This window comes from Vitreoscilla filiformis (genome assembly GCF_002222655.1).
Classification (GTDB): domain Bacteria; phylum Pseudomonadota; class Gammaproteobacteria; order Burkholderiales; family Burkholderiaceae_C; genus Ideonella; species Ideonella filiformis.
This window is the reverse complement of sequence record NZ_CP022423.1, coordinates 3,304,248-3,327,352: the sequence shown is the minus strand read 5'-3', so window position 1 is coordinate 3,327,352 and position 23,105 is coordinate 3,304,248. Positions and strand designations below refer to the sequence as shown.

Below are 23,105 nucleotides of genomic sequence, written 5' to 3'. Positions count from 1 at the left end.
TCAATGCTCCTCGGCGTGCGGGTCGCGCAGGCTGCGCCACAGCAGCACGGGCAGGATGGACGAGAACACGATCACTTCCTTGAACGAGCTGGCCCAGAACGAGCCGAAGCTCTCCAGCAGGCCCACGCCCAGCGCGCCCACCAGCGCCAGCGGGTAGCTGGACAAGCCGGCAAACACAGCCGCGACGAAGCCTTTCAAGCCGATGAGGAAGCCTGAGTCATAAAAAATCGTCGTGGTTGGGCCGATCAGCAGGCCCGACAGCGCCCCAATGAACGCCGCCAGCGAGAACGACAGCCGCCCGGCCATCGTGCTGGAAATGCCCATCAAGCGGGCGCCCAGGCGGTTCACAGCGGTGGCGCGCAGCGCTTTGCCCCACAGGCTGCGCTCGAAGAACAGCCACAGCATGACGATCAACGCCACCGACACCAGCATGATGATCACCGTTTGCCCGGACAGCATCAGCGGCCCAGCCTGGAAGCGCTCATCCCAGAAACTCGGGTTGCGGAAGCCCTCAGCACCGAAGAAGTACAGCCCCAGGCCCACCAAGCAAAAATGCACCCCCACCGAAACGATGAGCAGCACCAACACACTGGCGTCGGCCAGCGATTCGTAGGCCAAGCGGTAGATCAGGCTGCCGAACGGCGTCACCAGCGCCAGCGTGAGCACGGCCTGCGCCCACAGCGGCCACTGCTGCGGCGCCGCCCACCACGCCAGCAGTGACACCGCCAGCGGATAAGCCAAGATCTTGCCGGCCTCGACCGCCGCTTTGGCGGCCCCCCGACCCTGGCGCACCATGGCGATGAATTCCCCGCCCGCAGCGAGGATCGCCAAGATGACCAAAAACCATACCGTGCCCGGCACCTGGCCGGTTTGCAGCATGGCCAAGGTGAGCGCCCCGAAGGCAACGAACTCGCCTTGCGGAATGAAAATCACCCGGGTGATGGTGAAGAGCAGCACCGTGGCCAAGGCCAGCAGCGCGTACACCGCACCATTGGTGACGCCATCGAGCGCCAGAATGCTTGCGATTGAAAAATCCATGACGTGTCCCGCAGCCGACGCGCGCCGGGCGCGGTCAGCTCGAAAGCTGCGAAAAGCACGGCACCGGTGGATGAACCCCTCGCCCACACACCGGTGCCGCGAAAACCGCCAACAGGCCGATCCCGATGGCCTGTCAGCCAGGCTCGGTTACTCGACCTTCCAGTCGCCACCAGCCACCTTGAGCATCACGCCGGTTTCGGTGGTGTAGCCCCAGTGGTTGTCCTTGGTGTAGTTCAGCACGCCGTGGGCCAGGATGGTGCGCCCCATGGTTTCGGTGGCCTCACGCAGCGCGGCGCGGAACTCCTTGGTGCCCGGCTTGGCCTTCTTCAGCGCCACGGGGATGATTTTTTCCAGAATGATCACGGCGTCATACCCATGGCCGGCAAACTGGTTGCGGCTGCCCTTGCCGTAAGCGGCCTCGTACTGATCGACGAACTTTTGCGCTACCGCCTTGGACGGATGCGCCGCCGACAGTTGCTCCGGCACCAGCGCCGGGCCGGACACCACATAGCTGCCTTCCACGTCCTTGCCGCCGACGCGGATCAGGTCACGCGAGGCCGCAGCGTGGGTCTGGTAAATCTTGCCCTTGTAGCCGCGCTCGACCAGCGCCTTGTGCGGCATGGCCGCGCCCGAACCCGACGCCACCACCAGCATCGCTTCCGGATTGGCCGACACCAGCTTGAGCGCTTGCGCCGTCACCGAGGTGTCCGAGCGGGCGAAGCGTTCGGTGGCTACCACCTTGGGGCCATTCAATGCCTTGCTTTGGTCTTGGAAGTCGCGCAGCCAGCTTTCGCCATAGGCATCGGTGTAGCCGAGGAAACCCACGGTCTTGATGCCTTGCTTTTTCATGTGCTCGATCATGGCGAAGGCCATCACCGCATTGCCTTGGGGCACGCGGAACGACCACGCATCCTTGCCCGCCGGCAGCACAGCGGGCGAGAACATGAAGTGCGGCGTGTTCGACTCCAGCGCCACATCGGCCATCGGGATCGCCACCGGCGTGGCCACCGAGCCCATGATGATGTCGGCGTTGTCTTCAGTGACGAAGCGCTTGGCGTTGGTCACGCCCTTGGTCGGGTCGGTGGCATCGTCCAGCACGATGACGTTGAGCTTCTCGCCGCCGATGCTCTTGGGCCAGAGCTTGATTTGGTTGGCCACCGGAATGCCCAGACCGGACGCGGGGCCGGTCAAGGGCAGGCAAATGCCGATGGTCACATCGGCCAGCGCGGAGCCGGCGGCCAAGGTGAGCACGGCGGCGGCCAGGGCCTTCAGACGACGAGGGGTGCGGTTCATGCTTGTCTCCTGTGCGGACGATGCGGTGTCCACGATCAAAGGTCTTGCGACCGGAATGGCCCTGCGCTCTGTTGTTCTGGCGGCGGCGCTGGGGCAAAAACTCAAGCAGCGTTCCAATCGGAACGCTCAACGCGGCGCCAGACGCAGCGCACCATCCAGGCGAATCACCTCGCCGTTCAGATGCGTGTTGCCGACGATGTGTGCCGCCAAGGCGGCAAACTCAGCCGGCTGGCCCAAACGCTTGGGGAACGGAATCGCAGCCGCCAACGATTGCTGCACTTCCTGCGGCAGTTCGTTCATCAGCGGCGTGGCAAACAGCCCCGGTGCAATGGTGCAAACGCGGATGCCAAACTGCGCCAGGTCACGCGCCAGCGGCAGCGTCATGCCGACCACGCCGCCCTTGCTGGCGGAATACGCTTCTTGGCCGACTTGGCCATCAAACGCGGCCACCGAGGCGGTGTTCACCACCACACCGCGTTCGCCATCGGCCAGCGGTTCGAGTTTGGCGGCGCGGGCCACGGCCAGGCGGGTGAGGTTGTAGGTGCCGATCAGGTTGATCTTCACCACGCGCTCGAAGTCTTCCAGAGGCGCGGGCGAGCCGTCGCGCTGGATGATGCGCTTGGCAGTGCCGATGCCGGCGATGTTCATGATGATGCGCGCCGCGCTGCCAAACTGGGCTTCCACCGCATCCAGCGCAGCGGTGACGCTCGCGGTATCGGCGATGTCGCAGCGGCAGGCCAGGCCACCGATGTCGGCGGCGACGCGCTCGGCGCCAGCGGCGTTCACGTCCAGCACGGCGACCTTGGCGCCTTGCGCGGCCAGCTCACGCGCCACCGCTTCACCCAAACCCGAACCACCACCGGTGACGATGGCCACGTGTCCTTGAATCTGCATCTCGGTCTCCTGAATTCAGCCTTTGTTCGGCAAGATCAGCCACGGATCGGCGGCTGTGCCTTCGTAAATCGCTTCCACCAAGGCTTCGCGGTGCGTCAGCACGGCGCGCTGGTTGATCGTGCCCTTGTCGGTGATTTCGCCCTTGTCGATCGAGGGCGGTTCCACCAGCACATGCATGCGCGCCACGCGGTTGGCGCTGCCGGTGCCAGCGGCCCAAAGTTGATCCGCCAGGCGCTGGAAGAAAGCGCGCATCACCGGCCGGTGCAGCAGCTCGGGCGCGGGCGTGTCGGGCGGGACGCCGGCGAATTTGGCGCAATCGCCCAGGCGCGGCACGATGAGGGCCGCCAGCTCGTCGCGGTTCAGGCCGGCGATCACCGCATCCTGCACGCACGGATCGCCCGCCGCGATGATCTTGGCGCGCAGCGGCCCAACGCTCACAAAGGTGCCGGTGGACAGCTTGAAGTCCTCGGCGATGCGGCCATCGAAGAACAGACCCAGGCCGATGTCTGCTTCATCGACGAAGCGCACGGCATCGCCCGTGCAATAAAACCCGTCCTCATCGAAGGCGGCGGCGGTTTGTTCCGGCGAGCGCCAGTAACCCGGCATGACGTTGGGGCCACGGAAGCGGATCTCTTGTTTGCCCTCGGTGGGCACCAGCTTGACTTCCACCCCCGGCACCGGCAAACCCAGATAACCCGAGCGGGCATGCGTATCGACCAAGAACAGGCAGGAGGGCGCGGTTTCCGTCATGCCCAGGCCGGTCATGATGCGCACGCGCTCGCCGGTGGCGATGACACCGTGCGCGTCCAGCCGATCCCACACCGCTTGCGACAGCCCCGCCGCCGCAAACATAAAGGTGTTGAGCCGGGCGAAGAGCGAGCGGCGCAGCGCGTCGTCCTCGTCCATGGCGTTGGCGATTTCCTCCAAGCCCTTGGGCACGTTGAAGTACACCGTCGGCGAAATTTCTTTCAGGTTGCGGATGGTGGCCGCAATGCCTTTGGGGGTGGGCTTGCCATCGTCGATGTAGAGCGTGCCGCCGTTGTAGAGCGCAATGCCAAAGTTGTGGTTGCCGCCGAAGGTGTGGCTCCAGGGCAGCCAGTCCACCATCACCGGGGGTTCGTCACGCAGGAAGGCCATGCACTGGTGAATCATCTGCTGATTCGCGCACAGCATGCGGTGCGTGGTGATGACGGCCTTGGGCAGCTTGGTCGAACCGCTGGTGAACAGGAATTTGGAAATTGTGTCCGGGCCGGTGGCGTTGCGCGCCGCGTCCACCGCCGGGGTGATGGCCGTGGCCAGTGCGTGCTCAAAGCTCCACAGCGTGCGTCCGCCCACATCGGTGTCGGTGCCCACATCGCCCAGCATCACGGTCACATCCGGCGCGGCCACGGCGTTAATTGCCTTGGCAAAACGCGCATCGCTGGCATACACCATCCCCGGCGTGACGGTGTTGAAGATGTGGCGCAGCTTGCCAAAGTCGGTCGAAATCAGCGAATAGGCCGCCGACACGCTCACGTAGGGCACGCCCACCCAATTGGCCGCCATCATCAGCGTGGCGTGGGCCAGATCGTTGTCTGAGAGGATCGCCAGCGGGCGCTCGACGCTCAAACCCGCATCCAGCAAGGCTTGGCCGACGCGCTGGGCCCGCTCGCGCATCTCGGCGTAGCTGACGCGAATCCACTCGCCGCCCGAGGCGGTGCCGGGCTGGCTGCGCTGGGCAATGAAGGTGCGATCCGGCGCCTCATCGGCCCACTTTGAGAGCACGTCCGACACGCGACCCGGGAACCAGTGCAGCGGCTCGGTGGAGCACAGCACGCGCACGCCATCGGCACGGGTGTCCAAGGTGGCTTCGAGGGCGCCGCCCACCGCCACCGGGCGGAACGGGGTGCTCATTCCTTCACCACCTTGGCGGCCTTGCCCGCCAAGAAGGCGGCCAAACGGGCTTGGGCTTCGGGCGTGTTGCTGGCAGCGGCGGCCATCAGCGATTCGGTGAACAAGCCTTCTGCCGGCGATTGCTCCACGATGCGCGGCAGGGCGTGCATCACCGCAAACGCGGTCATGGGCGCGTTGTTGGCGATCTTTTCGGCCAGCGCAAACGCCTTGGTGAGCTGTTGCCCGACCGGCACGCGGTATTGCACCAGGCCGGCACGTTCGCCTTCGTCAGCGTCGTAGACGCGACCGGTGAGCATCATGTCCATCATGCGGGCGGTGCCCATCAGGCGCGGGATGCGCACCGAGCCACCACCACCGACGAAGATGCCGCGCTGGCCTTCCGGCAGGCCGAAGTAAGCCGAATCGTCCGCCACGCGGATGTGGCACGAGGCAGCCAGCTCCAGCCCGCCGCCCACCACCGCGCCGTGCAGCGCTGCGACCACCGGCACCTTGCCGTATTGGATCGCTTCAAACGCCGTGTGCCAGCCGCGTGAGTGCAGGATGGCCGCGCCGATGTCCCGCTGCACCAGCTCGGACAGATCCAGGCCCGAGCAGAAATGCTCCCCCTGGCCACTCACCACCACAGCGCGCACGTCTTCCGGCAAGTTCAGAAAAACGGTGTGGATTTGGGCGATCAACCCATCCGAAATGGCGTTGCGCTTGGCCGGGCGGTTCAGGCTCATGTGCAGCACCTTGCCCGCTTGCGATACCTGCAACAGATCCAGCGAGGCCAGCAGGCCGGTGACGGGGGTGAATTCCTGACTCATGGCGACGGTCTCAAAATGTTTAGTTGACTGAACTAAATCGATGGCCGCGATCATGCCGTCAGTGCCGCCTGAGGTGCAAGATATTTCTGAAACACCTAGGGTTTATCCTGAATTCGGTCGTCAATACGTGTGTGCGTGGTCTTTTGTGCAGTGCAAGACGAGGGTTTACCCTAGAGTGATCTTGTGCAAATGGTTCAGTCGATGAACAATCTGCCCACCACAGCAGGAGACATTTGCATGCACGGCTTCATCCCCTACGGCGTTTACTGGTCCACCCCATTTGCCAAGTGGCAGGGCTCGCTGGCCAACCTGAACTCGGTGCGCTTGGCTGCGCACGTTGGCCGCCAAGTGCTGGCGGACAAACGGGTGCCGCTGGATCAAATCGACCTGGGCATCCTGGGGATGACGAATCCGCAAAAAGGCAGCTTCTACGGCCTGCCCTGGCTCACCGGGATGTTGGGCATCGACCGCGTGGCCGGCCCCACGGTGCAACAGGCCTGCGCCACCAGCGTGCGTGCGCTGCAAATGGCCTCGCAAGAATTGGCGGGCGGCACCGCCACCTGTGCGCTGTTGGTGATGTGTGACCGCATGTCCAACGGCCCCATCGTTCACTATCCGGACGCCACCGCCCCCGGCGGCAACGGCATCACCGAACGCTGGACGCTGGACAACTTCGCCGCCGACCCCTACGCCGGCAAAGCGATGCTGGAGACCGGCGAGAACGTCGCCGCCAAGTACGGCGTGACGCTGGCGATGCAGCATGAACTCAAGCTGCACCGCTTCGAGCAATACCAAGCCGCGCTGGCCAATGACCGCGCTTTCCAGCGCCGTTACATGGTGGACGCGCCGATCTTCGATTCGTCTTTCCGCAAACAAACCGGCGCCCTGAGCATCGACGAAGGTGTGTTCCCCACCAGCGCCGAAGGCTTGGCGCGCCTCAAACCCGTGCGTGAAGGCGGCACCATCACCTTCGGCGCCCAGACTCACCCAGCCGATGGCAACGCTGGCGCCATCGTCACCACCCGCGAGCGCGCCGCCGAAATGGCGACCGACAGCGGCATCGAAATTGAGTTGCTGGGCTTTGGCCAAGCCCGCGTGGAAAAAGCCCACATGCCGATGGCCCCGGCCCCAGCGGCGCTCAACGCCCTGAAGCACGCCGGCCTCACCATCGCCGATGTGGACGCGGTGAAAACCCACAACCCCTTCGCCGTGAACGACCTGGCCTTCGCCGCCGACACCGGCTTTGACTGGCGCAAGATGAACAACTACGGCAGCTCCATCATCTGGGGCCACCCGCAAGGCCCGACCGGCTTGCGCGGCGTGATCGAACTCATCGAAGAACTGGTGCTGCGCGGCGGTGGCGTGGGCGTGTTCACCGGCTGCGCGGCGGGGGATTCGGGTGTGGCCACCGTGCTGCGCGTCACCGACCGCCGCAAGTAAACCAGGAGCCCCCATGCAAGTCATTAACGCCGACGACGTTGGCGCCCTCATCCCCGACGACGCCACCATCTTCCTGGGCGGCCTGGCCGTGACCAGCTTGCCGGAAGAAATCCTGCAAGGCGTGGAGCGTCACTTCCTGAAAACCGGCCACCCGCAGATGGTGAGCACCTGGGCCTGTGGCGCCGTGGGCAACTCGGGTGAAGCGGGCATGAAACACTTTGCCCACCCCGGCATGATCCGCCGCGTGGTGGCCGGTCACTTCGGCCAAACCGGCAAGGAAATGATGAAGATGGTCTTCGACGGCGAGGTCGAAGCCTACAACTTCCCGCAGGGGTCGCTGTCGCACCTGACGCGCCAAATCGCCAACAAGTCGCCGGGGCTGCTGACGCAAGTGGGCTTGGGCACGTTTGTGGATCCGCGCCAAGAAGGCGGGCGTATGAACCCGCGTTCCACCGCGCCGCTGGTCAAGCTGGTGGCGTTTGAGGGCCAAGAGTGGCTTTACTACCCCAGCCCGAAAATCGACGTGGCCATCATTCGAGGCACCGTCGCCGACGAGCGCGGCAACATCACGCTGGACAAAGAAGGCGTGTTGCTGGAGCAGCTTTCCATCGCCCAGGCGGCCAAGCGCTGGGGCGGCAAGGTGTTTGTGCAGGTGGAGCGCATCGTCAAGGCGGGGAGCTTGCACCCCAAGGCGGTGAAAGTGCCGGGTTTCTTGGTGGACTACGTCATCGTGGCCCAACCGGAAAACCACATGCAAACCATCGCCACCCAGTTCAACCCGGCGCTGTGTGGGGATGTGCAAGTGCCCACCGGCAGCCTGACGCCCATGCCGCTGGATGAGCGCAAGGTGATTGCGCGGCGTGCGGCGCTGGAGGTTAAACCCGGTTCGCTGACCAATTTGGGCATTGGCATCCCGGCGGGTATTCCGGCGGTGGCGGCGGAAGAAGGCGTGGCGGACTCGCTCACGCTCTCCATCGAATCCGGCGTGAACGGCGGCATCCCGGCACAACTGGGTGATTTTGGATTGGCCTACAACGCCGAATCCATCATTGAGCAGAGCTTCCAGTTCGACTTCTACGACGGTGGCGGCCTGGATGCCAGCTTCTTGGGCCTGGCGCAATCGGACGCGCACGGCAACGTGAACGTCAGCAAGTTCAATGGCCGGCCAGTGGGCTGCGGCGGGTTCATCAACATCACCCGCTCCACCAAAAATCTGGTGTTCTGCGGCACCTTCACCGCCGGCGGGCTGGAGGTGGCCATTGGCGAAGGCAAACTCACCATCGTCAAGGAAGGGCGCTCGAAGAAGTTCATCCAGCAAGTCGAGCAGATCACCTTCAACGGCCATGACGCGGCGGTGCGTGGCCAGAACGTGCTGTTCGTCACCGAACGTGCCGTGCTCAAGCTGTGTGAAGACGGCTTGGAGCTGATCGAAGTGGCCCCCGGCATCGACCTACAGCGCGACGTGCTGGATCAGATGGACTTCCAACCCATCGTGCGCAACGTGAAGGTGATGGACGCGGGCATCTTCAGCGCCACCTGGGGCGGCCTGGCTGCGCTGCACGGCTGAATCGGCTGAGGAGCACACGATGAGCAACGGCAGCTTCAGCGCCAACTTCGAAGATGTGTGGCTGCTGGAAGGCTGCCGCACGCCGTTTGTGGACTACTGCGGGGCGCTGGGCGGCGTTTCCCCCACCGATTTGGGCATCAAGGTGGCGCGCGAGGCGCTCACGCGCAGCGGCGTGGATGGGGCGGACATCGGCTCGGTGATCGCCGGCTCGATGGCGCAAGCCGACTTTGACGCCTACGTGTTGCCGCGCCACATCGGCCTTTACGCCGGCGTGCCGCAGGCGGTGCCCGCGCTGCAAGTGGCGCGCATTTGCGGCACGGGGTTCGAGCTGCTGCGCCAGGCCGCCGACCAAATCCGCCTCGGTTACTGCGACAGCGCCTTGGTGGTGGCGGCAGAGTCCATGACACGCAACCCGATTGCCGCCTACACCCACCGCAGCGGTTTCAAGCTGGGTGCGCCCGTCGAGTTTAAAGACTTCCTCTGGGAAGCGCTGGACGACCCGGCAGCGCAGGTCAGCATGATTCAAACGGCGGAGAACCTGGCGAAAAAGTACGGCATCACCCGCGAGGAAGTGGACGCCTACGCCGCTGTCTCGTTTGAGCGGGCATTGGCCGCACAGGAAGCCGGCAAGTTCGCGGACGAAATCGTGCCCGTGGGCACCGAGGCGTTCGAGCTGCCGGGCTACACCGCACGCGGCATTCGCCTGTCCAGCAAAACACCGCTGCAAACCACCGACACGCACCCGCGCCCCAGCCCGTTGGCGTCGCTCGCCAAGCTGCGCCCGGTGTACCCCGGTGGCGTGCAAACAGCGGGTAACAGCGCGGCGTTGGTGGATGGCGCGGCGGCAGCGGTGGTGGCTTCCGGCGAGTTTGTGCGCCGCCAAGCGGATGCTGTGCAACCGCTGGCCCGGCTGGCCGGTGCGGCGGTGGTGGGCGTGCCGCCGGAGATCATGGGCATTGGCCCGGCGCCGGCCATTCGCGCCCTACTGGCCCGTTGCCGTCTGACGTTGGACGATGTGGCCCTGTTCGACATCAACGAAGCCCAAGGCGCGCAAGTGCTGGCTTGCCAGCGTGAGCTGGGCTTGCCACTGGACAAACTCAACGTGAATGGCGGGGCCATTGCGTTGGGTCATCCGTTGGCGGCATCGGGTTTGCGCATCACGCTGAGTGTGGCGCGGGAGTTGCGCCGGCGTGGGGTGCGTTGGGGTGTCGCTGCTGCTTGCGTGGGCGGTGGGCAAGGCATGGCCGTGCTGGTGGAGCACACTGGCGCGAACTGAAGCTGAAGCGCTCATCCGCTTGGTGAGCGCACAAAAGAAAACGGGTTGAGAGTTTGAACTCTCAACCCGTTGCAATGTTGGTGCGGCTGGCAGGATTCGAACCCACGACCCCTTGGTTCGTAGCCAAGTACTCTATCCAACTGAGCTACAGCCGCCCGAAAGATCGCTATTCTAGAGTGAATCTTTCAAAGTCTGCAAGCTTTTTTTTGAGAAAAGCGAAATCAATCAATGGCGGCGGCCCGTTGGTCGAAGGCGGCGGCGGCTTCGTCTTGGCTTTCTTCGCGGGCCAGCGCAGCCAGGCAACGCAACGCCTGACGGCGCACAGGGGCCGGGAGCGTGTCAGCGGTGGCCGTCTGTTCGAGCAGGCGGCGGGCCTTGCCCCAGAGCTGTCGATCGGCAAACGCCATCGCTGCCGCAGCCACCAAAGCCGGTTCGTGACCATGCATCGCCAGTGCAGATTCGACGCGAGGCAGCCAATCGCTGCCCAAACCCGGCGCACATTCGACCAAGGCCAGCGCCAACTGCGCACGGGCTTCCACGGGGTATTTGCCCAAGTCCGGCCACAGGGTTTGCAGCCAGTGGCGGCCCAGGGCTGCATCGCCCAGTGCGCAGGCTTGGCGCGCCGCTTTGGCCACCACCCAGGCATCAGCCCGGTCGGTACGATCCAGGGCTTGCCAGACACGGCCCAATTGCTCCAGATCGTAGGTCTGCTCCAGGGCTTCCATGGCCAGCGAGCGCAGCAGAGATTGCGCCGCCTCCTTCGAGCCCTGGTGTTTGGCCAGCAAGCGGGCAGTTTGCAGCCCTTCGAGTGGTTGGCGCAGCAGTTGTGCCGCCCGCAGTTTGAGGCGCAACGCTTGGGTGCGGCGGCCAACACCAGGCGGCAACTCACCCAGCAAGGCCAGGCCGCGTTCGGCTTGGCGATCGTCCACCGCCCATTCGGCATTGAGCAGCATCACGCCTTCATGGGCAGAGCTGGCACGCGGCGTGCCCAAGGCCAAAGCTTCCTCGACCCGCTGGTTACGCCCCTCCCGGTTCTGCAACTGATGCATGGCCGAGGCCGCGATGGTGCGCGCCAAGATGCCAAATTGGGCATCATCTTTGAGTGCTGGCACGTCGGCTTGCAGCTCCAGTGCGTGTTGGCTGGCCCGCTGGGCTCGGGCGAAACGTGCGGCGAACAACTCTGCCAGGGCTTCGCGCAGAGCGGCTTCGGCGGCGCGTTCGCGCTTGAGGGCGCGCCACTCGCGGGCCCGTGTGGGCAGGTTCCAAAGTGAGTCGGCTGTGCGCATCAAGCGGTACGCGCCAAACACCGACACGGCCAAGCCCAACAAGAACAGGTTGAGCGACACATCCAGCCGCCAGCCGCCGTAGTAGATCGACACCAGGGCGTCATTGCGCCCCAGCAGCGTGGCCGTGGCCACGGCGGCGGCAAACAACAGCACCAGCCAGATCACTGCGCGCATGGGGTTCTCATCCTTGAGGCACGGTTGGCGTGAGTGCGCTCACGCGGGAACAGGCTCGACACAGGCGCCATGCGTCAGCGTCCAGCCGCAGCGGCGGCCAGGGCCGCCAAGGTTTCATCTGGGCGGGGCACGATCACTTGACGGCATTGCTGCCCGACCAAGTCGATCAACTCGGTGGCCAGGGTGACGCGCCGGGCGGAGCGGTCAAAGTAACGCTGGAGCGTGGCTTGTGCTTGCCGCAAGTCACTTTGTGCCAGGTCGAATTGGCGTGACAGCAGCGACAGCCGTGCGTTCAGCAAGCGCAGTTTGAGGTTTTCGCGCAGGAAGTAACGCTGCTGCGGGTCGATCAGCATCGCTTCTGGATGTTCGATGCGGGTGACACGCACCAAGGCGCGCACGTCGTCCCACACTTGTTGCGACCATCCTGCCCACACTTGCTGCCATGAAGGCGTCTCGGCGACCGAGGAAGCGGGGCGCGATGCGGTCGGTGCCGCTGGACGGGTGGCAGCACGTGCGGGCTCCGGCCCGGTGACGGCGATGGAGAGCATGGGCAGCTCGTCCACCATGCGCACGGCTTCATCCAACTTGATGGCCAGCGAGGGCACGTCCACGCCACTGACAGCGCGGGCACGCTCCAAATCGTGGATCACGGCCCGACGCACCCGTTCGAGGCGGGGCTGGTTGTAGCGGGCCAGACGCTCGTCGGCTTGGCGCAGGGCGTTGATCAGGGGGTCAACGCTGCCGGTGATGGTGGCTTGTTGCTGGGCCACGCGCAGCGAAGCGTCCACATCGGCCACCACGTTTTCATCACGCGAACGTGACATCGACTGAATCAGCTCTTCCACCTGCCCGCGCTGGGCCAGCGATTCGGCCACGCGGGCCTCCAACAAACCGAGTTTGGCACCGGTGGATTTGACCTCCTCGGTGGCTGTGCTCGCCAGGGCCTTGACCTCGGCGGTGTACTCGACGCGCCGTTGCAGCTCCTGCTCAAGCTGCTCGATGCGCTGTTGGGTGCTCCAAACCAGGGTCAGGCTGGCGATGCTGACGGCGCTCAAGGCCAAGGCGGCCCAAGGTAGCCACGCGGGCAGACGCTGCAAGGGCGCCGGTTCTCCACCGACGCTGATCGCCGCCGCCGCAGAAACCGGCGGTGGTGTGGCGCCACCAGAGCTGGAGGGCCCGGCCACAGGCTCGGGGGCGGCAGGAGGGGGGAGGGGGGTGTCTGCGCTCACTCGGATGGGGGTCTGGGATGGCCGGGGGATTGTAGGCAGGCCGCGTCCGCGAGGGCGTCGAGCACCGCTTCCAGCGTGGGGGGAACGCAGCGCACGCGGCCAAAGCCGAAGCGCTCGCAGCGTTGCGCAATGCGGGGGTGTGACGCCACCGCGCCGGCTCGGGCCCAATCGGGCGAGGCCGTCGGCGCGTGGGTGGCGAGCAAGCCGGGCAGGTGATCCAGCGCTTCGGAGCTGCTGATCAGCCAGATGGTGCGTTCAGGCTCGGCCAGCGCGAGGCGCAGCAGCGCCCGTTCTGCCTCACCCCAGGTCGGTGCGGTGCGGGCGTAGGCCTGCACGAATTCCACTGTCGCACCGGCGTTGCGCAGGGTGTGGGCGAGCCAGTCGCGCCCGCCGTCGCCGCGCACGATCCAGGTGGGTTGCTGCGACCAATCTTCATGGGCCATGCGGGCCCACAGGGTTTCGGAATCGAACTGCCCAGCATCCGGCGCCGGGCTGAGGATGGCCGGCGCTGGCACCCCTGCCGCGATCAAGGCTGCCACCGTGCCCGGCCCAGTGGCCAAGGCCCGCGCCTGCGCCGGCCACACGGGCGGCGTGCCCAGCGCCTGGAAAAAGCAGCGCGCCGCGTTCGGGCTGACGAACATCAGTTGCGGGCGCTGGGCCGGATCGTCCGCCGCAGCGACCCACGCCGCCCAGGCAGCGCGCACCGCAGCGACATCGGGCGCCTCGGCGATGCCCAGCAGTGGCAACGCCCGTGCGGTGGTCACGCCGTGGGCATGCAGCTTGCTGACCCAGTCCGCCGCTTGGGGAGCTGGCCGGGTGACGAGCACCCGCACCGTTTGAGCTGGGGTTGTGTTCACCGTGATGATGGGGTTGTGGGGCCGTTCGCGGCGTCGATCTGGCCGATCAAAGCGCGGCGCTGCATGCCAAGTAGCCCTCGCCGCCCAGCGTCCGCAGTTGGGCGGCGGCTTCGGTGCCCAGGCGTTCGGCGTCGGCGGTGTCGCGCACGGGGGCGCTCAAACGAGCTTGCAGCAGCGGCTGTGTCGGGTCTTGGGCGTTGCCCAGGGCGGCGTGCAGGTTCAACACGTCGCCGTCCAGGGTGGCGTGGGCCGCCAGCGGTACGCTGCAACTGCCGCCCAGCGCCCGCGACACCGCCCGCTCCGCGTGGGTCGCCAGCCACGTTGCACGATGGGTGAAGCGCCCCAGCACCTCCGCCAGCGCGGCCTGTTCGCTGCGAATCTCCAAACCCAACGCGCCTTGGCCAGCGGCGGGAATCATCTCGTCCGGGCCAAACACGGCGCGAATGCGCTCACCCAAACCCAACCGCTTGAGCCCGGCGGCGGCCAGCACGATGGCGTCGTAACCGCCGTCGTCCAGCTTTTTCAGGCGGGTGTCGAGGTTGCCGCGCAGCGGCTCGATGCGCAGATCGGGGCGCAGCGCCTTCAACTGCACCACGCGGCGCAGGCTGGATGTGCCCACGCACGCCCCCTGCGGCAGTTCCGTCCAATGAGCGTAGCGGGGGGAGACGAAGGCATCACGCGGGTCTTCGCGCTCCAGCACGGCCACCAGGGCGAAACCGGCGGGCAGCTCCATCGGCACATCTTTGAGCGAATGCACCGCCAGGTGGGCTGCGCCGTGTTCCAGCGCCACCTCCAGCTCCTTGACGAACAGCCCTTTGCCGCCGACTTTGGACAACGCACGATCCAAAATTTGATCGCCCTTGGTGGTCATGCCCAACAGTTCGACGTGGGCGCCCGCTTCGGTGCGCAGACGTTCGCGCACATGCTCGGCTTGCCACAGCGCGAGCCGGCTCTCACGGGTGGCGATGACAACGGGGGAAGGCAGGGGCAAGGCAGCGTGGTTCATGCGGGGGATTATCGGCGCCGCACCTGCCCCGGTGACAGCTCCCGTTCAACCGACATTGGTCTGACCATTGCCGCACTGCAACACAAACTGCTACGATCATCGATTGGTAATTTTGTTACATCCACTGGAGACTTGCATGCCCTCAGTCGCCCGAGCCGACGCTCCCGCTGCCAAGAAGCCGGCCAAGCGTGCCGCCCCCTTGGTGAAAACCTCGCCCCAGGACGAGGCCGCCGAAAAGAATCGCCCCTTGGTCGAAGACATTCGGTTACTGGGGCGCATCCTGGGGGATGTGATCCGCGAGCAAGAAGGCCGGGCCGCATTTGAGCTGGTGGAGCGCGTGCGCCAGCTTTCGGTGGCGTACCGTTTGAAGAAGGATGCGTCGGCGGGGCGGGTGCTGGATCGGCTGCTGAAAAACCTCTCCGCCGATCAAACGGTGAGTGTGATTCGGGCTTTCAGTTATTTCTCGCACCTGGCCAACATTGCCGAAGACCGCCACCACGTTCGCCGGCGCGAGCACCACGAAGCCGAAGGCCATTTGCAGCCCGGTTCGCTGGCGATGTGTTTTGAAAAACTGGCCGACGCAGACCATCGCGCTGCCGACATCGCCGAGCTGCTGCAACACACCTACATCGCCCCGGTGCTGACCGCCCACCCGACCGAGGTACAGCGCAAAAGCATTCTGGACGCTGAACGGGCCGTGGCCCAGCTCATCAGCGAACGCGACGAGCTGCGCAGCGAGCGCGCCCGCGCCGAAAACGAAGCGCTGCTGCGTGCCCGCATCACCCAGCTCTGGCAAACGCGCATGCTGCGCTACACCAAACTGACGGTGGCCGACGAGATTGAGAACGCCCTCAGTTATTACCAATCGACCTTCCTCACCCAGATCCCGCGCATGTACCGCGAAGTCGAGGAAGCGCTCAACGGCCACGCGGTGCCGGCGTTTTTCCGCATGGGCAATTGGATTGGCGGGGATCGCGACGGCAACCCGAACGTGACGGCGCCCACGTTGCGCATGGCGCTCTCACGCCAAAGTGAAACCGCGCTGCGCCACTACCTGACGGAAGTGCATCAACTGGGGGCGGAGCTGTCGATGTCGCAGATGCTGGCGCCGGTGACACCGGACATGCTGGCGCTGGCCGAGCGCTCGCCCGACCGCAACCCGCACCGCGAGGATGAACCGTACCGCCGGGCGCTGATCGGTGTCTATGCCCGCCTGGCCGCGACGCTGCACGCGCTCACCGGCACCGAAGCGCTGCGCCACGCCGTGGCGCCGCAAGACCCCTACACCAACGCCGACGAGTTTTTTGGGGACTTGCAGGTGATCGAACGCTCGCTGGCCTCGCACCACGCCCAGGCGCTGGTGGCGCCGCGCCTGGCACCGCTGATGCGCGCGGTGCAGGTGTTCGGCTTCCACCTGGCCACGGTGGATTTGCGCCAAAGCTCGGATCAGCACGAGTTGGTGGTGGCTGAACTGCTGCGCGTGGCGCGCATCGCGCCGGACTACTGCGCGTTGTCGGAAGACGAGCGCCGTGCCTTGCTGCTGGCTCAGTTGAACGATGCACGCGGCCTGCGCGTGCGCGGCGCCGAGTACTCGCCCCTGGCGCAAAGCGAGTTGGCAATTTTTGAAGCTGCGCTGGAAGGCCGGGCGCGTTTTGGGCGCGAGGCGATTCGCCACTACATCATTTCCCACACCGAAGACGTGTCGGACTTGCTGGAGGTGCTGCTGCTGCAAAAAGAAGCCGGCTTGCTGCGCGGCGTGTTGGCGGAGGACGCGGCGGCGGATCTCATCGTCTCCCCGCTCTTTGAAACCATTGCCGACCTGCGCAACGCCGGGCGCATCATGGCCGAGTTCTACGCCTTGCCGGGCGTGGCCGCCTTGGTGGCGCGGGGTGGCGGTGAGCAAGACATCATGCTGGGCTACTCGGACAGCAACAAGGACGGCGGCTTCTTCACCAGCAACTGGGAGCTGTACCGCGCCGAGATTGCGCTGGTGGAACTCTTTGACCAGTTGAAGGCCCAGTACGGCATCCGCCTGCGTTTGTTCCATGGTCGGGGTGGTACGGTGGGCCGGGGCGGTGGCCCGAGTTACCAAGCGGTCTTGGCCCAGCCGCCGGGCACGGTGAACGGCCAGATTCGCCTGACCGAACAAGGCGAGGTGATCGCCTCCAAGTACGCCAACCCGGAAATTGGCCGGCGCAACCTCGAAACCTTGGTGGCCGCCACGCTGGAAGCCACGCTGCTGCACCCAACGCAAGCCGCCTCGCCCGCGTTCTTGGACGCCGCAGCCGCCCTGAGCCAAGCCAGCATGGATGCTTACCGTGCCCTCGTGTATGACACCGACGGCTTCACCGATTACTTCTTCGCCGCCACGCCGATCCGTGAGATTGCCGAGCTGAACATCGGCTCGCGCCCGGCCTCACGCAAGGCCACACGCGCTATTGAAGATTTGCGCGCCATCCCGTGGGGCTTCAGTTGGGGCCAGTGCCGCGTGGCGCTGCCGGGTTGGTGTGGGTTCGGTTCGGCGGTGCTGCGCTTCGTCGGTGCCACCGATGCCCCCGCGCACGCCGAGCGCCTGGCGCTGTTGCGGCAGATGCACCAGCAGTGGCCGTTCTTCCGCACCTTGCTGTCCAACCTCGATATGGTGTTGGCCAAGAGCGACATGCGCATCGCCGCTCGGTACGTCGAGCTGGTGGAAGACAAAAAGCTGGGCAAGAAAATTTTCACCGCCATCAAGGACGAGTGGGAGCGCACCCACGAGGCCCTCACGCTCATCACCGGCGAGTCGGATCGTTTGCAGGCCAACCCGAGTTTGGCGCGCTCGATTGAGCACCGCTTCCCGTACCTCGATCCGCTGAACCACTTGCAAGTCGAACTGATGCGGCGCTACCGCAACCGCCGCGACGGTGATCCGGTGAACGAGCGTTTGCAGCGCGGCATTCACCTGTCGATCAACGGTGTGGCGGCAGGGCTGCGCAACACGGGTTAAGGTGTGAGCGGACGGGGCACCTACTCCACCAAGGTGTCCGTCTCTTCGACGCTGGCAGCGGCACGCAGTGAGCGGCGTTGCATGCGGCGCCGGGCTTTGGAGGCGTCTTCACGCAACAAGGACAGGTCGCCGCCGTCGTAGTAGCTGCGCAGGTGTTGGTACAACTGCTGGACAGATTGCTGGCAGTGCGATTCCTCACTCATCGCCTGCCGCTCCCACCAAAACTGCCGCTCTTGCTGGGAAAAATACAGCGTCAAGTCCAAGTCGAGTTGCTCGTCGGTTTCGGGCAACTCCATCTGGCGCCCCAAGCGCAGGCCGACCGCGATGGCGTTGGCATCTTGGCTGAGGTGGCTCAACGTGCTGGCCAGTTGGGTGCAGCGCTGGCGGCGCTCGGCGGAGCGTTGTGTGGCGGCGTCGCTGCAATAGTCATCAGCGATGCCATCCAAACTGAGGTAGGAGGGCTCCATCAAGCGGGCACCGATGGTGCGGCGTTGCCACCACGAGAATTCGGGCGGCATCACTTCCATGGCCTTGGCCAACATCAGGCCACGGTAGCTGTTCCAGGCCGGGGCCTGCGCCATGCGATCCATGGCGTAAGTGGCCAGTTCGGTGCGTCCTTGCTCGCGGGCGATGGTGGCCAGGGTCAGCCACGCGGCGGCGTTGTCGGGGGCCAACTCCGTCCAACGCCGGGCGGTTTGTTCAATGCAAGGCAGCCGGGCGTGGCCAGTGACCAGCCCATTTTTGTCGAGCGAGGGCATGCGGTAGCTGGCGCGCATGCACGAGAACATGGCCACCGCCACGATGCGTGGATCGTTGCTCATGCTGGCTTGCAGCACCAGAGGTTCGAGGGCTTGGCTGCCGTACAACCCGATCGCCTGCATCAAGGGATCGGCGTGGGACAGCAGCAAGGGCCACAACTGCCGCAGGGCGGTTTCCCCATCCTGAATGACGGTGGATTCATCGGGCGCCGCCTCGCTGCCCCGGGCCCAGCGGCTGCACAGGCGGCGCGGAGAGGCCAGCACAAAACCCGCACGGCTGTGGCTGAAATGGGCCAGCGCGGGGGGCACTTCCTGAGAATCTTCGCTGGCCACGGGCGCCATGGCTGGCAACGGGGGGGAGGGTTCCGAGAACGACGGGTCGCGGGATGGCGGCAGAACTTGGCGATGGTTCAGCGCCTGGTGGGCCGATGCACTGAGAACTACGCCCGGATGTGCGGTTTCTGGCGTATCAACGGCTTGCAGCCACGTGATGGCTGTACACAGCAAACCCACCAAACCAAGCCATCGCAACTGATGGAGATCCATTCCCGCCACCTTCCCCGGCCAATGAGTGACCGCGCCGTCGTTTCCTGTTGTTCATGGATGCGATCGACACTGGCCACACCCTTGGCGTTTGACATAACGCGGTTGGCGAGCTCGGACAAGCATCGCGCACCTCATCCATGATCTGCATCACGACCGGCGCGCAACGGGGAGAGGTCAGTCGTCAGACGCGGTCGGCGGTGATGTGGCTACGCGGTAGTCTTCGCTGGCCCAGGCTCCCAAGTCCATCTTTTGGCAGCGTTCACTGCAAAAGGGGCGCCAGGGGTTGTCTGAGGCATAACGAGCCGACTGACCGCAGCGGGGACAGGATACCCGGCGCACCGTCTCGACCGGCGCGGCCAAGGGTTGTGCAGGGGGCCGAAGTTGGGGGGGCATTGGAGATTTCCTCGGGTTCTAGGGGGAGTTTCATCCACCCTGAGAAGAAATTAAGAACACAACGCGACTTCGAAGCTGGCATCACCCGCATAGGGACGCAAACGCCCATCGGTATCCACGCGCATCAGGCGAACGGAAACCATCAAGGGATGGCCCTTAAGCTCCGGGACAATCTCGTGGCTGGAATCTAACCGCAGGCGCAGCAATTGATGAGGTCGCCCAGCCGGGAGATTTTGCTGAAACTGGCCGCCTTGGCTGTGAACGGGGCGCCAGGTGCCCGTGTCGCGCAGCAAACCCAGGGCGACATTCAGTGCATCGGCCAGAGGCTGGAGGGATTCAGCCCATTGCAGCAAATCATTGCGGCGGCGATCGGGTGGGTTGTGCTGCCAAGCGTGATAAGCGGGCAAATCAAACTCACAACTCCCTCCGGGGATGAGAAGCTGCTGACGAATCTCCATGAGCCAGTCATTGCCCATGAGAATGGCCCCAGTTTTCCCAGAGATTTTTTCTAGGGCTTGTAGAACGTTATGGAGCCGTTCTAGGACTTGGGCCAAAGTCGCTTGAGAAACTTGGGGATTGCCTTGATAGCTAAGAAAAGTGGCATGGTGGCGCTGCAATGCCTTGAGTAAATCGGCGCGCACGTCCACTTGACCGGCCACGTCCATGATTTCAAACAAAGTGGCCAGCGCAAAATGGTGATCCACGGGGTGGTCGCGCTGGCTCAGCAGCGCCCATCGGACAAACAGCCGTTCAAGCCGCAACTGGGTGCGGATGCTTTCGTTGAAAGGGTATTCGTAGAGGATCAAGGCCGGATCCGGGGAGCGACGGGCAGAGGAGAAGATTGTTTCACACTGCGGACGTGTCCTGTGGCGCCGGAGCCACCCAGCGGTGCCAAACCTGCCGGACGCGCTCCTCCAGTGTGGCCAAGGGGATGTGGCTGTTGTCGATGACGGCGTGCGCGACGGCTTGTCGCTGGGCTGGTGTCGCTTGAGCCGCGATGACTTGCCGAATCTGCGCCTCCGGCCAGCCGGAGCGCTGCATCACGCGCTGAATCTGCACCTCTGGATCGCACGCCACCACCAGCACCCGATCCACCTGTTCCAACCAATAGGATGCGGACTCCACCAGCAGGGGGACATCCAACACCACCACTTGGCCTGGTGCCGCCTGCGCTTGGGCTCGCTGTGTGGCCGCCTGAATTTGCGGATGCAGGATCGCTTCCAACTGCCGTTTGGCGTCAGCGTGAGTGAACACTCGCTGACGCATGGCGGCGCGATCCAACGCACCATCGGGGGTGATCATTTCCGAACCAAAGGCCGCACGGATGGCGGGGATGGCGGCCCCGCCGGGAGCCGTCAGGGCGCGGGCCAGGGCGTCGGTGTCCACCACATGGGCCCCCAAGGTCGCCAGCAGGCGGGCCACCGTGCTTTTGCCACTGCCGATGCCACCGGTCAGACCGATGCGCAAGGCACTCATGGGCTGATCCAACGCAGCACGGGTGCGACACCCACCAAGATGACGACCAGTGCTGCGCCAGCCAAAAACGGGCCGAAGGGAACGTAACGTCCTTGTCGCAGCCCCCCACTGAATTTGAGGGCCACGCCCGCAACGGCGCCAATGGTGGATGAAATCAGCAAAATGGGCACCAGGGCCTGCCAGCCGAGCCAGGCGCCCAGCGCGGCCAGCAACTTGAAATCACCGTAGCCCATGCCTTCCTTGCCGGTGGCCAGCTTGAAGGCCCAGTACACCGACCACAAAATCAGGTAGCCCGCTGCTGCGCCCACCACAGCATCAGACAGTGGCACCGTCCACCGCATCCAAGCGGCGATCAGGCCAGCCCACAGCAGTGGCAGCGTGAGCGCATCGGGCAGCAAGGTGGTGTCCCAGTCGATGGCCGTGAGGGCAACGAGCACGGCGACCATGCCACACCACAGCAGGCTCACCGGAGCGCTGCCAAAGCGCCAGCTCACAGCAGCAAAAAGCACACCCGTGCCCAGCTCTAACAGGGGGTAACGGATCGAGATGGGTGCATGGCAGGCCGAACACCGGCCCCGCAGAAACAGCCACGACACCAAAGGAATGTTTTCAAACCAACGAATGGTGTGACCGCAGTGGGGGCACCTTGAGGGCGGGTGCGCCAGGCTCATGTCCGTCAGTGGGTGCAGGTGGCGATCCAATTGAGCCGACGTGGTGGCCAGCCAATCCGGGGCGGGCTCGCGTGTGAGACGCTGCCAACTGTCGGCATCGGTGAGCTGCGCGGCGGCGTCCTGCCACCATTGACGCTCCAGCATCAACGGCAGCCGATGCACTACAACGTTGAGAAAGCTGCCAATGCACAGCCCCAACAAACCCAACAGCCAGGGGGACAGGAAAAAATCTTGCAGGAGGATGTGATTCGACGGGGACATCAAACAGCGCCACCCATTTTGAAGATGGGCAGGTACATGGCCACCACAATCCCACCAATGATGGTGCCCAGAAAAACGATGATGATGGGCTCCATCAGGGAAGACAGCCCTTTGACCATCTCATCGACTTCTTCCTCAAAAAACTCGGCGGCTTTGTTGAGCATGTCATCCAACGCGCCCGATTCCTCGCCGATCGAGCACATTTGCAGCACCATGTTGGGGAAAATGCCTGAGGCGGTCATGGCCGTCGTCAAGCCTGTGCCAGTGGAAACTTCGCGCTGGATCTTAGCGGTGGCGATGGTATAGACCGAATTACCCGCCGTTCCCCCCACCGATTCGAGTGCATCGACCAAAGGAACCCCCGCTGCAAACAGCGTGGCCAAAGTGCGAGTCCAACGCGCAACGATGGATTTTTGAATCAAATCTCCAAAAACAGGCAGTTTCAATTTGACACGATCCAGGGCCTGCTGCAAAGCGACTGAACGCTTAAAAGATTCTTTGACGGTATAACCAAAAAGAGCCAAACCGCCAAAAATCAGGTACCAGTTGGCCACGAAAAATCGACTCATGTTGATGACCAACTGAGTCGGGCCGGGGAGTTCGGCACCAAAGCCCTTGAAAACTTCTTCGAATTGGGGGATCACAAAGATCATGATCACCGTCACCACCCCCCCCGCGACCACCATCACCGAAATCGGGTAGGTCATGGCTGACTTGACGCGTTGTTTCAGAGCTTGGCTTTTTTCTTGATAAATTGCCAACCGGTTCAGCAGTTGTTCCAAAATGCCGCCTGCCTCACCTGCTTCGACCAAGTTGCAGTAAAGGTTGTCAAAATATTGCGGATAGCGGCGAAAGGCACCCGACATGCTGGTGCCACTTTCGATATCGGCTTTGATGTCCAGCAGCAAGCGTGTTAGCGTCGCGTTCGCACTGCCCTTCGCCACGATGTCAAAAGACTGCATCAGCGGCACACCGGCTTTCATCATGGTGGACAGTTGCCGCGTGAAAACAGCGATGTCCTTGGTGGTGATGGACGGGGCACCAAACGTCGACGTGCGGCGCTTCTTGATCTTGCTGACCATGATGCCCTGGCGACGCAGATTGGCACTGGCAGCCGCTTCGCCAGCAGCGCGTATCTCCCCTTTAACGGCTTTGCCGCTGCGATCTTTGCCTTCCCAGTCGTAGGTTTGTTCGGGCGTGGGCTTTTTGTCCGCTGTCGGTTTAGAGGCTGTGGCCATGTGATGATCCCGTGTGA

19 protein-coding genes and 1 tRNA gene are annotated in these 23,105 nt (G+C 64.4%); 4 read left to right on the top strand and 16 right to left on the bottom strand.

Annotated elements, in window-relative coordinates:
• The 5 genes from VITFI_RS15665 to VITFI_RS15645 all read right to left on the bottom strand — a co-directional run bounded on the left by VITFI_RS15665 (position 1) and on the right by VITFI_RS15645 (position 5,924).
• Complete coding sequence (locus tag VITFI_RS15665; protein ID WP_089417778.1) at positions 1–1,038, bottom strand: branched-chain amino acid ABC transporter permease; 1,038 nt, start codon at positions 1,036–1,038, stop codon at positions 1–3.
• Positions 1,039–1,185: 147 nt separating this feature from the next.
• A complete protein-coding gene (locus tag VITFI_RS15660) occupies positions 1,186–2,331 on the bottom strand; it encodes an ABC transporter substrate-binding protein (RefSeq protein WP_089417777.1) in 1,146 nt (381 codons plus the stop codon).
• Between the two features lie 126 nt (positions 2,332–2,457).
• The gene (locus VITFI_RS15655; RefSeq protein ID WP_089417776.1) at positions 2,458–3,225 is read right to left on the bottom strand and encodes an SDR family NAD(P)-dependent oxidoreductase; all 768 of its coding nucleotides are present in this window, start codon (positions 3,223–3,225) and stop codon (positions 2,458–2,460) included.
• A 15-nt stretch (positions 3,226–3,240) separates the two neighbouring features.
• Positions 3,241–5,118: a feruloyl-CoA synthase gene (locus VITFI_RS15650; protein ID WP_089417775.1), complete on the bottom strand. Its 1,878-nt coding sequence runs from the start codon at positions 5,116–5,118 to the stop codon at positions 3,241–3,243.
• Positions 5,115–5,924 (bottom strand): crotonase/enoyl-CoA hydratase family protein, encoded by an 810-nt coding sequence (locus VITFI_RS15645; protein WP_089417774.1) that lies wholly within the window; start codon positions 5,922–5,924, stop codon positions 5,115–5,117. Before VITFI_RS15645 ends, VITFI_RS15650 begins: the two co-directional genes overlap by 4 nt.
• 237 nt (positions 5,925–6,161) lie before the next feature.
• Here VITFI_RS15645 and VITFI_RS15640 point away from each other — a divergent pair, with 237 nt between their 5' ends.
• From VITFI_RS15640 to VITFI_RS15630, 3 genes are read left to right on the top strand one after another with little or no spacing between them, the layout of a single operon-like run.
• Positions 6,162–7,364, top strand: a complete 1,203-nt coding sequence (locus VITFI_RS15640) for a thiolase family protein (RefSeq protein WP_089417773.1) — start codon at positions 6,162–6,164, stop codon at positions 7,362–7,364.
• Positions 7,365–7,377: 13 nt separating this feature from the next.
• The gene (locus VITFI_RS15635; protein ID WP_089417772.1) at positions 7,378–8,931 is read left to right on the top strand and encodes an acyl CoA:acetate/3-ketoacid CoA transferase; all 1,554 of its coding nucleotides are present in this window, start codon (positions 7,378–7,380) and stop codon (positions 8,929–8,931) included.
• Positions 8,932–8,950: 19 nt separating this feature from the next.
• Positions 8,951–10,207, top strand: a complete 1,257-nt coding sequence (locus VITFI_RS15630; RefSeq protein ID WP_089417771.1) for a thiolase family protein — start codon at positions 8,951–8,953, stop codon at positions 10,205–10,207.
• 78 nt (positions 10,208–10,285) lie between these two features.
• Here the strand turns inward: VITFI_RS15630 and VITFI_RS15625 are convergent.
• From VITFI_RS15625 to hemC, 5 genes are all read right to left on the bottom strand, one after another.
• Positions 10,286–10,362 (bottom strand) — tRNA-Arg (locus tag VITFI_RS15625).
• 66 nt (positions 10,363–10,428) lie between these two features.
• Entirely contained in the window at positions 10,429–11,667 is a 1,239-nt protein-coding gene (locus VITFI_RS15620; RefSeq protein ID WP_089417770.1) for a heme biosynthesis HemY N-terminal domain-containing protein, read from the bottom strand.
• 74 nt (positions 11,668–11,741) lie between these two features.
• Positions 11,742–12,764 (bottom strand): uroporphyrinogen-III C-methyltransferase, encoded by a 1,023-nt coding sequence (locus tag VITFI_RS15615; protein ID WP_232476636.1) that lies wholly within the window; start codon positions 12,762–12,764, stop codon positions 11,742–11,744.
• A 128-nt stretch (positions 12,765–12,892) separates the two neighbouring features.
• Complete coding sequence (locus tag VITFI_RS15610; RefSeq protein WP_198301524.1) at positions 12,893–13,753, bottom strand: uroporphyrinogen-III synthase; 861 nt, start codon at positions 13,751–13,753, stop codon at positions 12,893–12,895.
• A gap of 46 nt (positions 13,754–13,799) precedes the next feature.
• Positions 13,800–14,759 (bottom strand): hydroxymethylbilane synthase, encoded by a 960-nt coding sequence (gene hemC / locus VITFI_RS15605; protein WP_089417768.1) that lies wholly within the window; start codon positions 14,757–14,759, stop codon positions 13,800–13,802.
• A 136-nt stretch (positions 14,760–14,895) separates the two neighbouring features.
• Here hemC and ppc point away from each other — a divergent pair, with 136 nt between their 5' ends.
• A complete protein-coding gene (gene ppc / locus VITFI_RS15600; RefSeq protein WP_089417767.1) occupies positions 14,896–17,745 on the top strand; it encodes a phosphoenolpyruvate carboxylase in 2,850 nt (949 codons plus the stop codon).
• 20 nt (positions 17,746–17,765) lie between these two features.
• Here the strand turns inward: ppc and VITFI_RS15595 are convergent, their stop codons facing one another.
• From VITFI_RS15595 to VITFI_RS15570, 6 genes are all read right to left on the bottom strand, one after another.
• Positions 17,766–19,049: a hypothetical protein gene (locus VITFI_RS15595; RefSeq protein ID WP_089417766.1), complete on the bottom strand. Its 1,284-nt coding sequence runs from the start codon at positions 19,047–19,049 to the stop codon at positions 17,766–17,768.
• Between the two features lie 174 nt (positions 19,050–19,223).
• Entirely contained in the window at positions 19,224–19,442 is a 219-nt protein-coding gene (locus VITFI_RS15590; RefSeq protein WP_089417765.1) for a DNA gyrase inhibitor YacG, read from the bottom strand.
• A gap of 50 nt (positions 19,443–19,492) precedes the next feature.
• Positions 19,493–20,248: a cell division protein ZapD gene (gene zapD, locus VITFI_RS15585; RefSeq protein ID WP_089417764.1), complete on the bottom strand. Its 756-nt coding sequence runs from the start codon at positions 20,246–20,248 to the stop codon at positions 19,493–19,495.
• A gap of 40 nt (positions 20,249–20,288) precedes the next feature.
• Entirely contained in the window at positions 20,289–20,918 is a 630-nt protein-coding gene (gene coaE / locus VITFI_RS15580; protein ID WP_089417763.1) for a dephospho-CoA kinase, read from the bottom strand.
• Complete coding sequence (locus tag VITFI_RS15575) at positions 20,915–21,850, bottom strand: prepilin peptidase (RefSeq protein ID WP_089417762.1); 936 nt, start codon at positions 21,848–21,850, stop codon at positions 20,915–20,917. The genes coaE and VITFI_RS15575 overlap by 4 nt, the downstream gene beginning before the upstream one ends.
• Positions 21,850–23,088 (bottom strand): type II secretion system F family protein, encoded by a 1,239-nt coding sequence (locus VITFI_RS15570; protein ID WP_089417761.1) that lies wholly within the window; start codon positions 23,086–23,088, stop codon positions 21,850–21,852. The genes VITFI_RS15575 and VITFI_RS15570 overlap by 1 nt, the downstream gene beginning before the upstream one ends.
• Positions 23,089–23,105: the final 17 nt, after the last annotated feature.

Coding starts and splice junctions, on each gene's coding strand:
- VITFI_RS15635 (WP_089417772.1), top strand. CDS start 7,378: ATGCAAGTCATTAACGCCGACGACGTTGGCGCCCTCATCCCCGACGAC.
- VITFI_RS15665 (WP_089417778.1), bottom strand. CDS start 1,038: ATGGATTTTTCAATCGCAAGCATTCTGGCGCTCGATGGCGTCACCAAT.
- VITFI_RS15660 (WP_089417777.1), bottom strand. CDS start 2,331: ATGAACCGCACCCCTCGTCGTCTGAAGGCCCTGGCCGCCGCCGTGCTC.
- VITFI_RS15595 (WP_089417766.1), bottom strand. CDS start 19,049: ATGGATCTCCATCAGTTGCGATGGCTTGGTTTGGTGGGTTTGCTGTGT.
- coaE (WP_089417763.1), bottom strand. CDS start 20,918: ATGAGTGCCTTGCGCATCGGTCTGACCGGTGGCATCGGCAGTGGCAAA.
- VITFI_RS15650 (WP_089417775.1), bottom strand. CDS start 5,118: ATGAGCACCCCGTTCCGCCCGGTGGCGGTGGGCGGCGCCCTCGAAGCC.
- VITFI_RS15645 (WP_089417774.1), bottom strand. CDS start 5,924: ATGAGTCAGGAATTCACCCCCGTCACCGGCCTGCTGGCCTCGCTGGAT.
- VITFI_RS15655 (WP_089417776.1), bottom strand. CDS start 3,225: ATGCAGATTCAAGGACACGTGGCCATCGTCACCGGTGGTGGTTCGGGT.
- VITFI_RS15575 (WP_089417762.1), bottom strand. CDS start 21,850: ATGTCCCCGTCGAATCACATCCTCCTGCAAGATTTTTTCCTGTCCCCC.
- VITFI_RS15620 (WP_089417770.1), bottom strand. CDS start 11,667: ATGCGCGCAGTGATCTGGCTGGTGCTGTTGTTTGCCGCCGCCGTGGCC.
- VITFI_RS15640 (WP_089417773.1), top strand. CDS start 6,162: ATGCACGGCTTCATCCCCTACGGCGTTTACTGGTCCACCCCATTTGCC.
- VITFI_RS15570 (WP_089417761.1), bottom strand. CDS start 23,088: ATGGCCACAGCCTCTAAACCGACAGCGGACAAAAAGCCCACGCCCGAA.
- ppc (WP_089417767.1), top strand. CDS start 14,896: ATGCCCTCAGTCGCCCGAGCCGACGCTCCCGCTGCCAAGAAGCCGGCC.
- hemC (WP_089417768.1), bottom strand. CDS start 14,759: ATGAACCACGCTGCCTTGCCCCTGCCTTCCCCCGTTGTCATCGCCACC.
- VITFI_RS15590 (WP_089417765.1), bottom strand. CDS start 19,442: ATGCCCCCCCAACTTCGGCCCCCTGCACAACCCTTGGCCGCGCCGGTC.
- VITFI_RS15630 (WP_089417771.1), top strand. CDS start 8,951: ATGAGCAACGGCAGCTTCAGCGCCAACTTCGAAGATGTGTGGCTGCTG.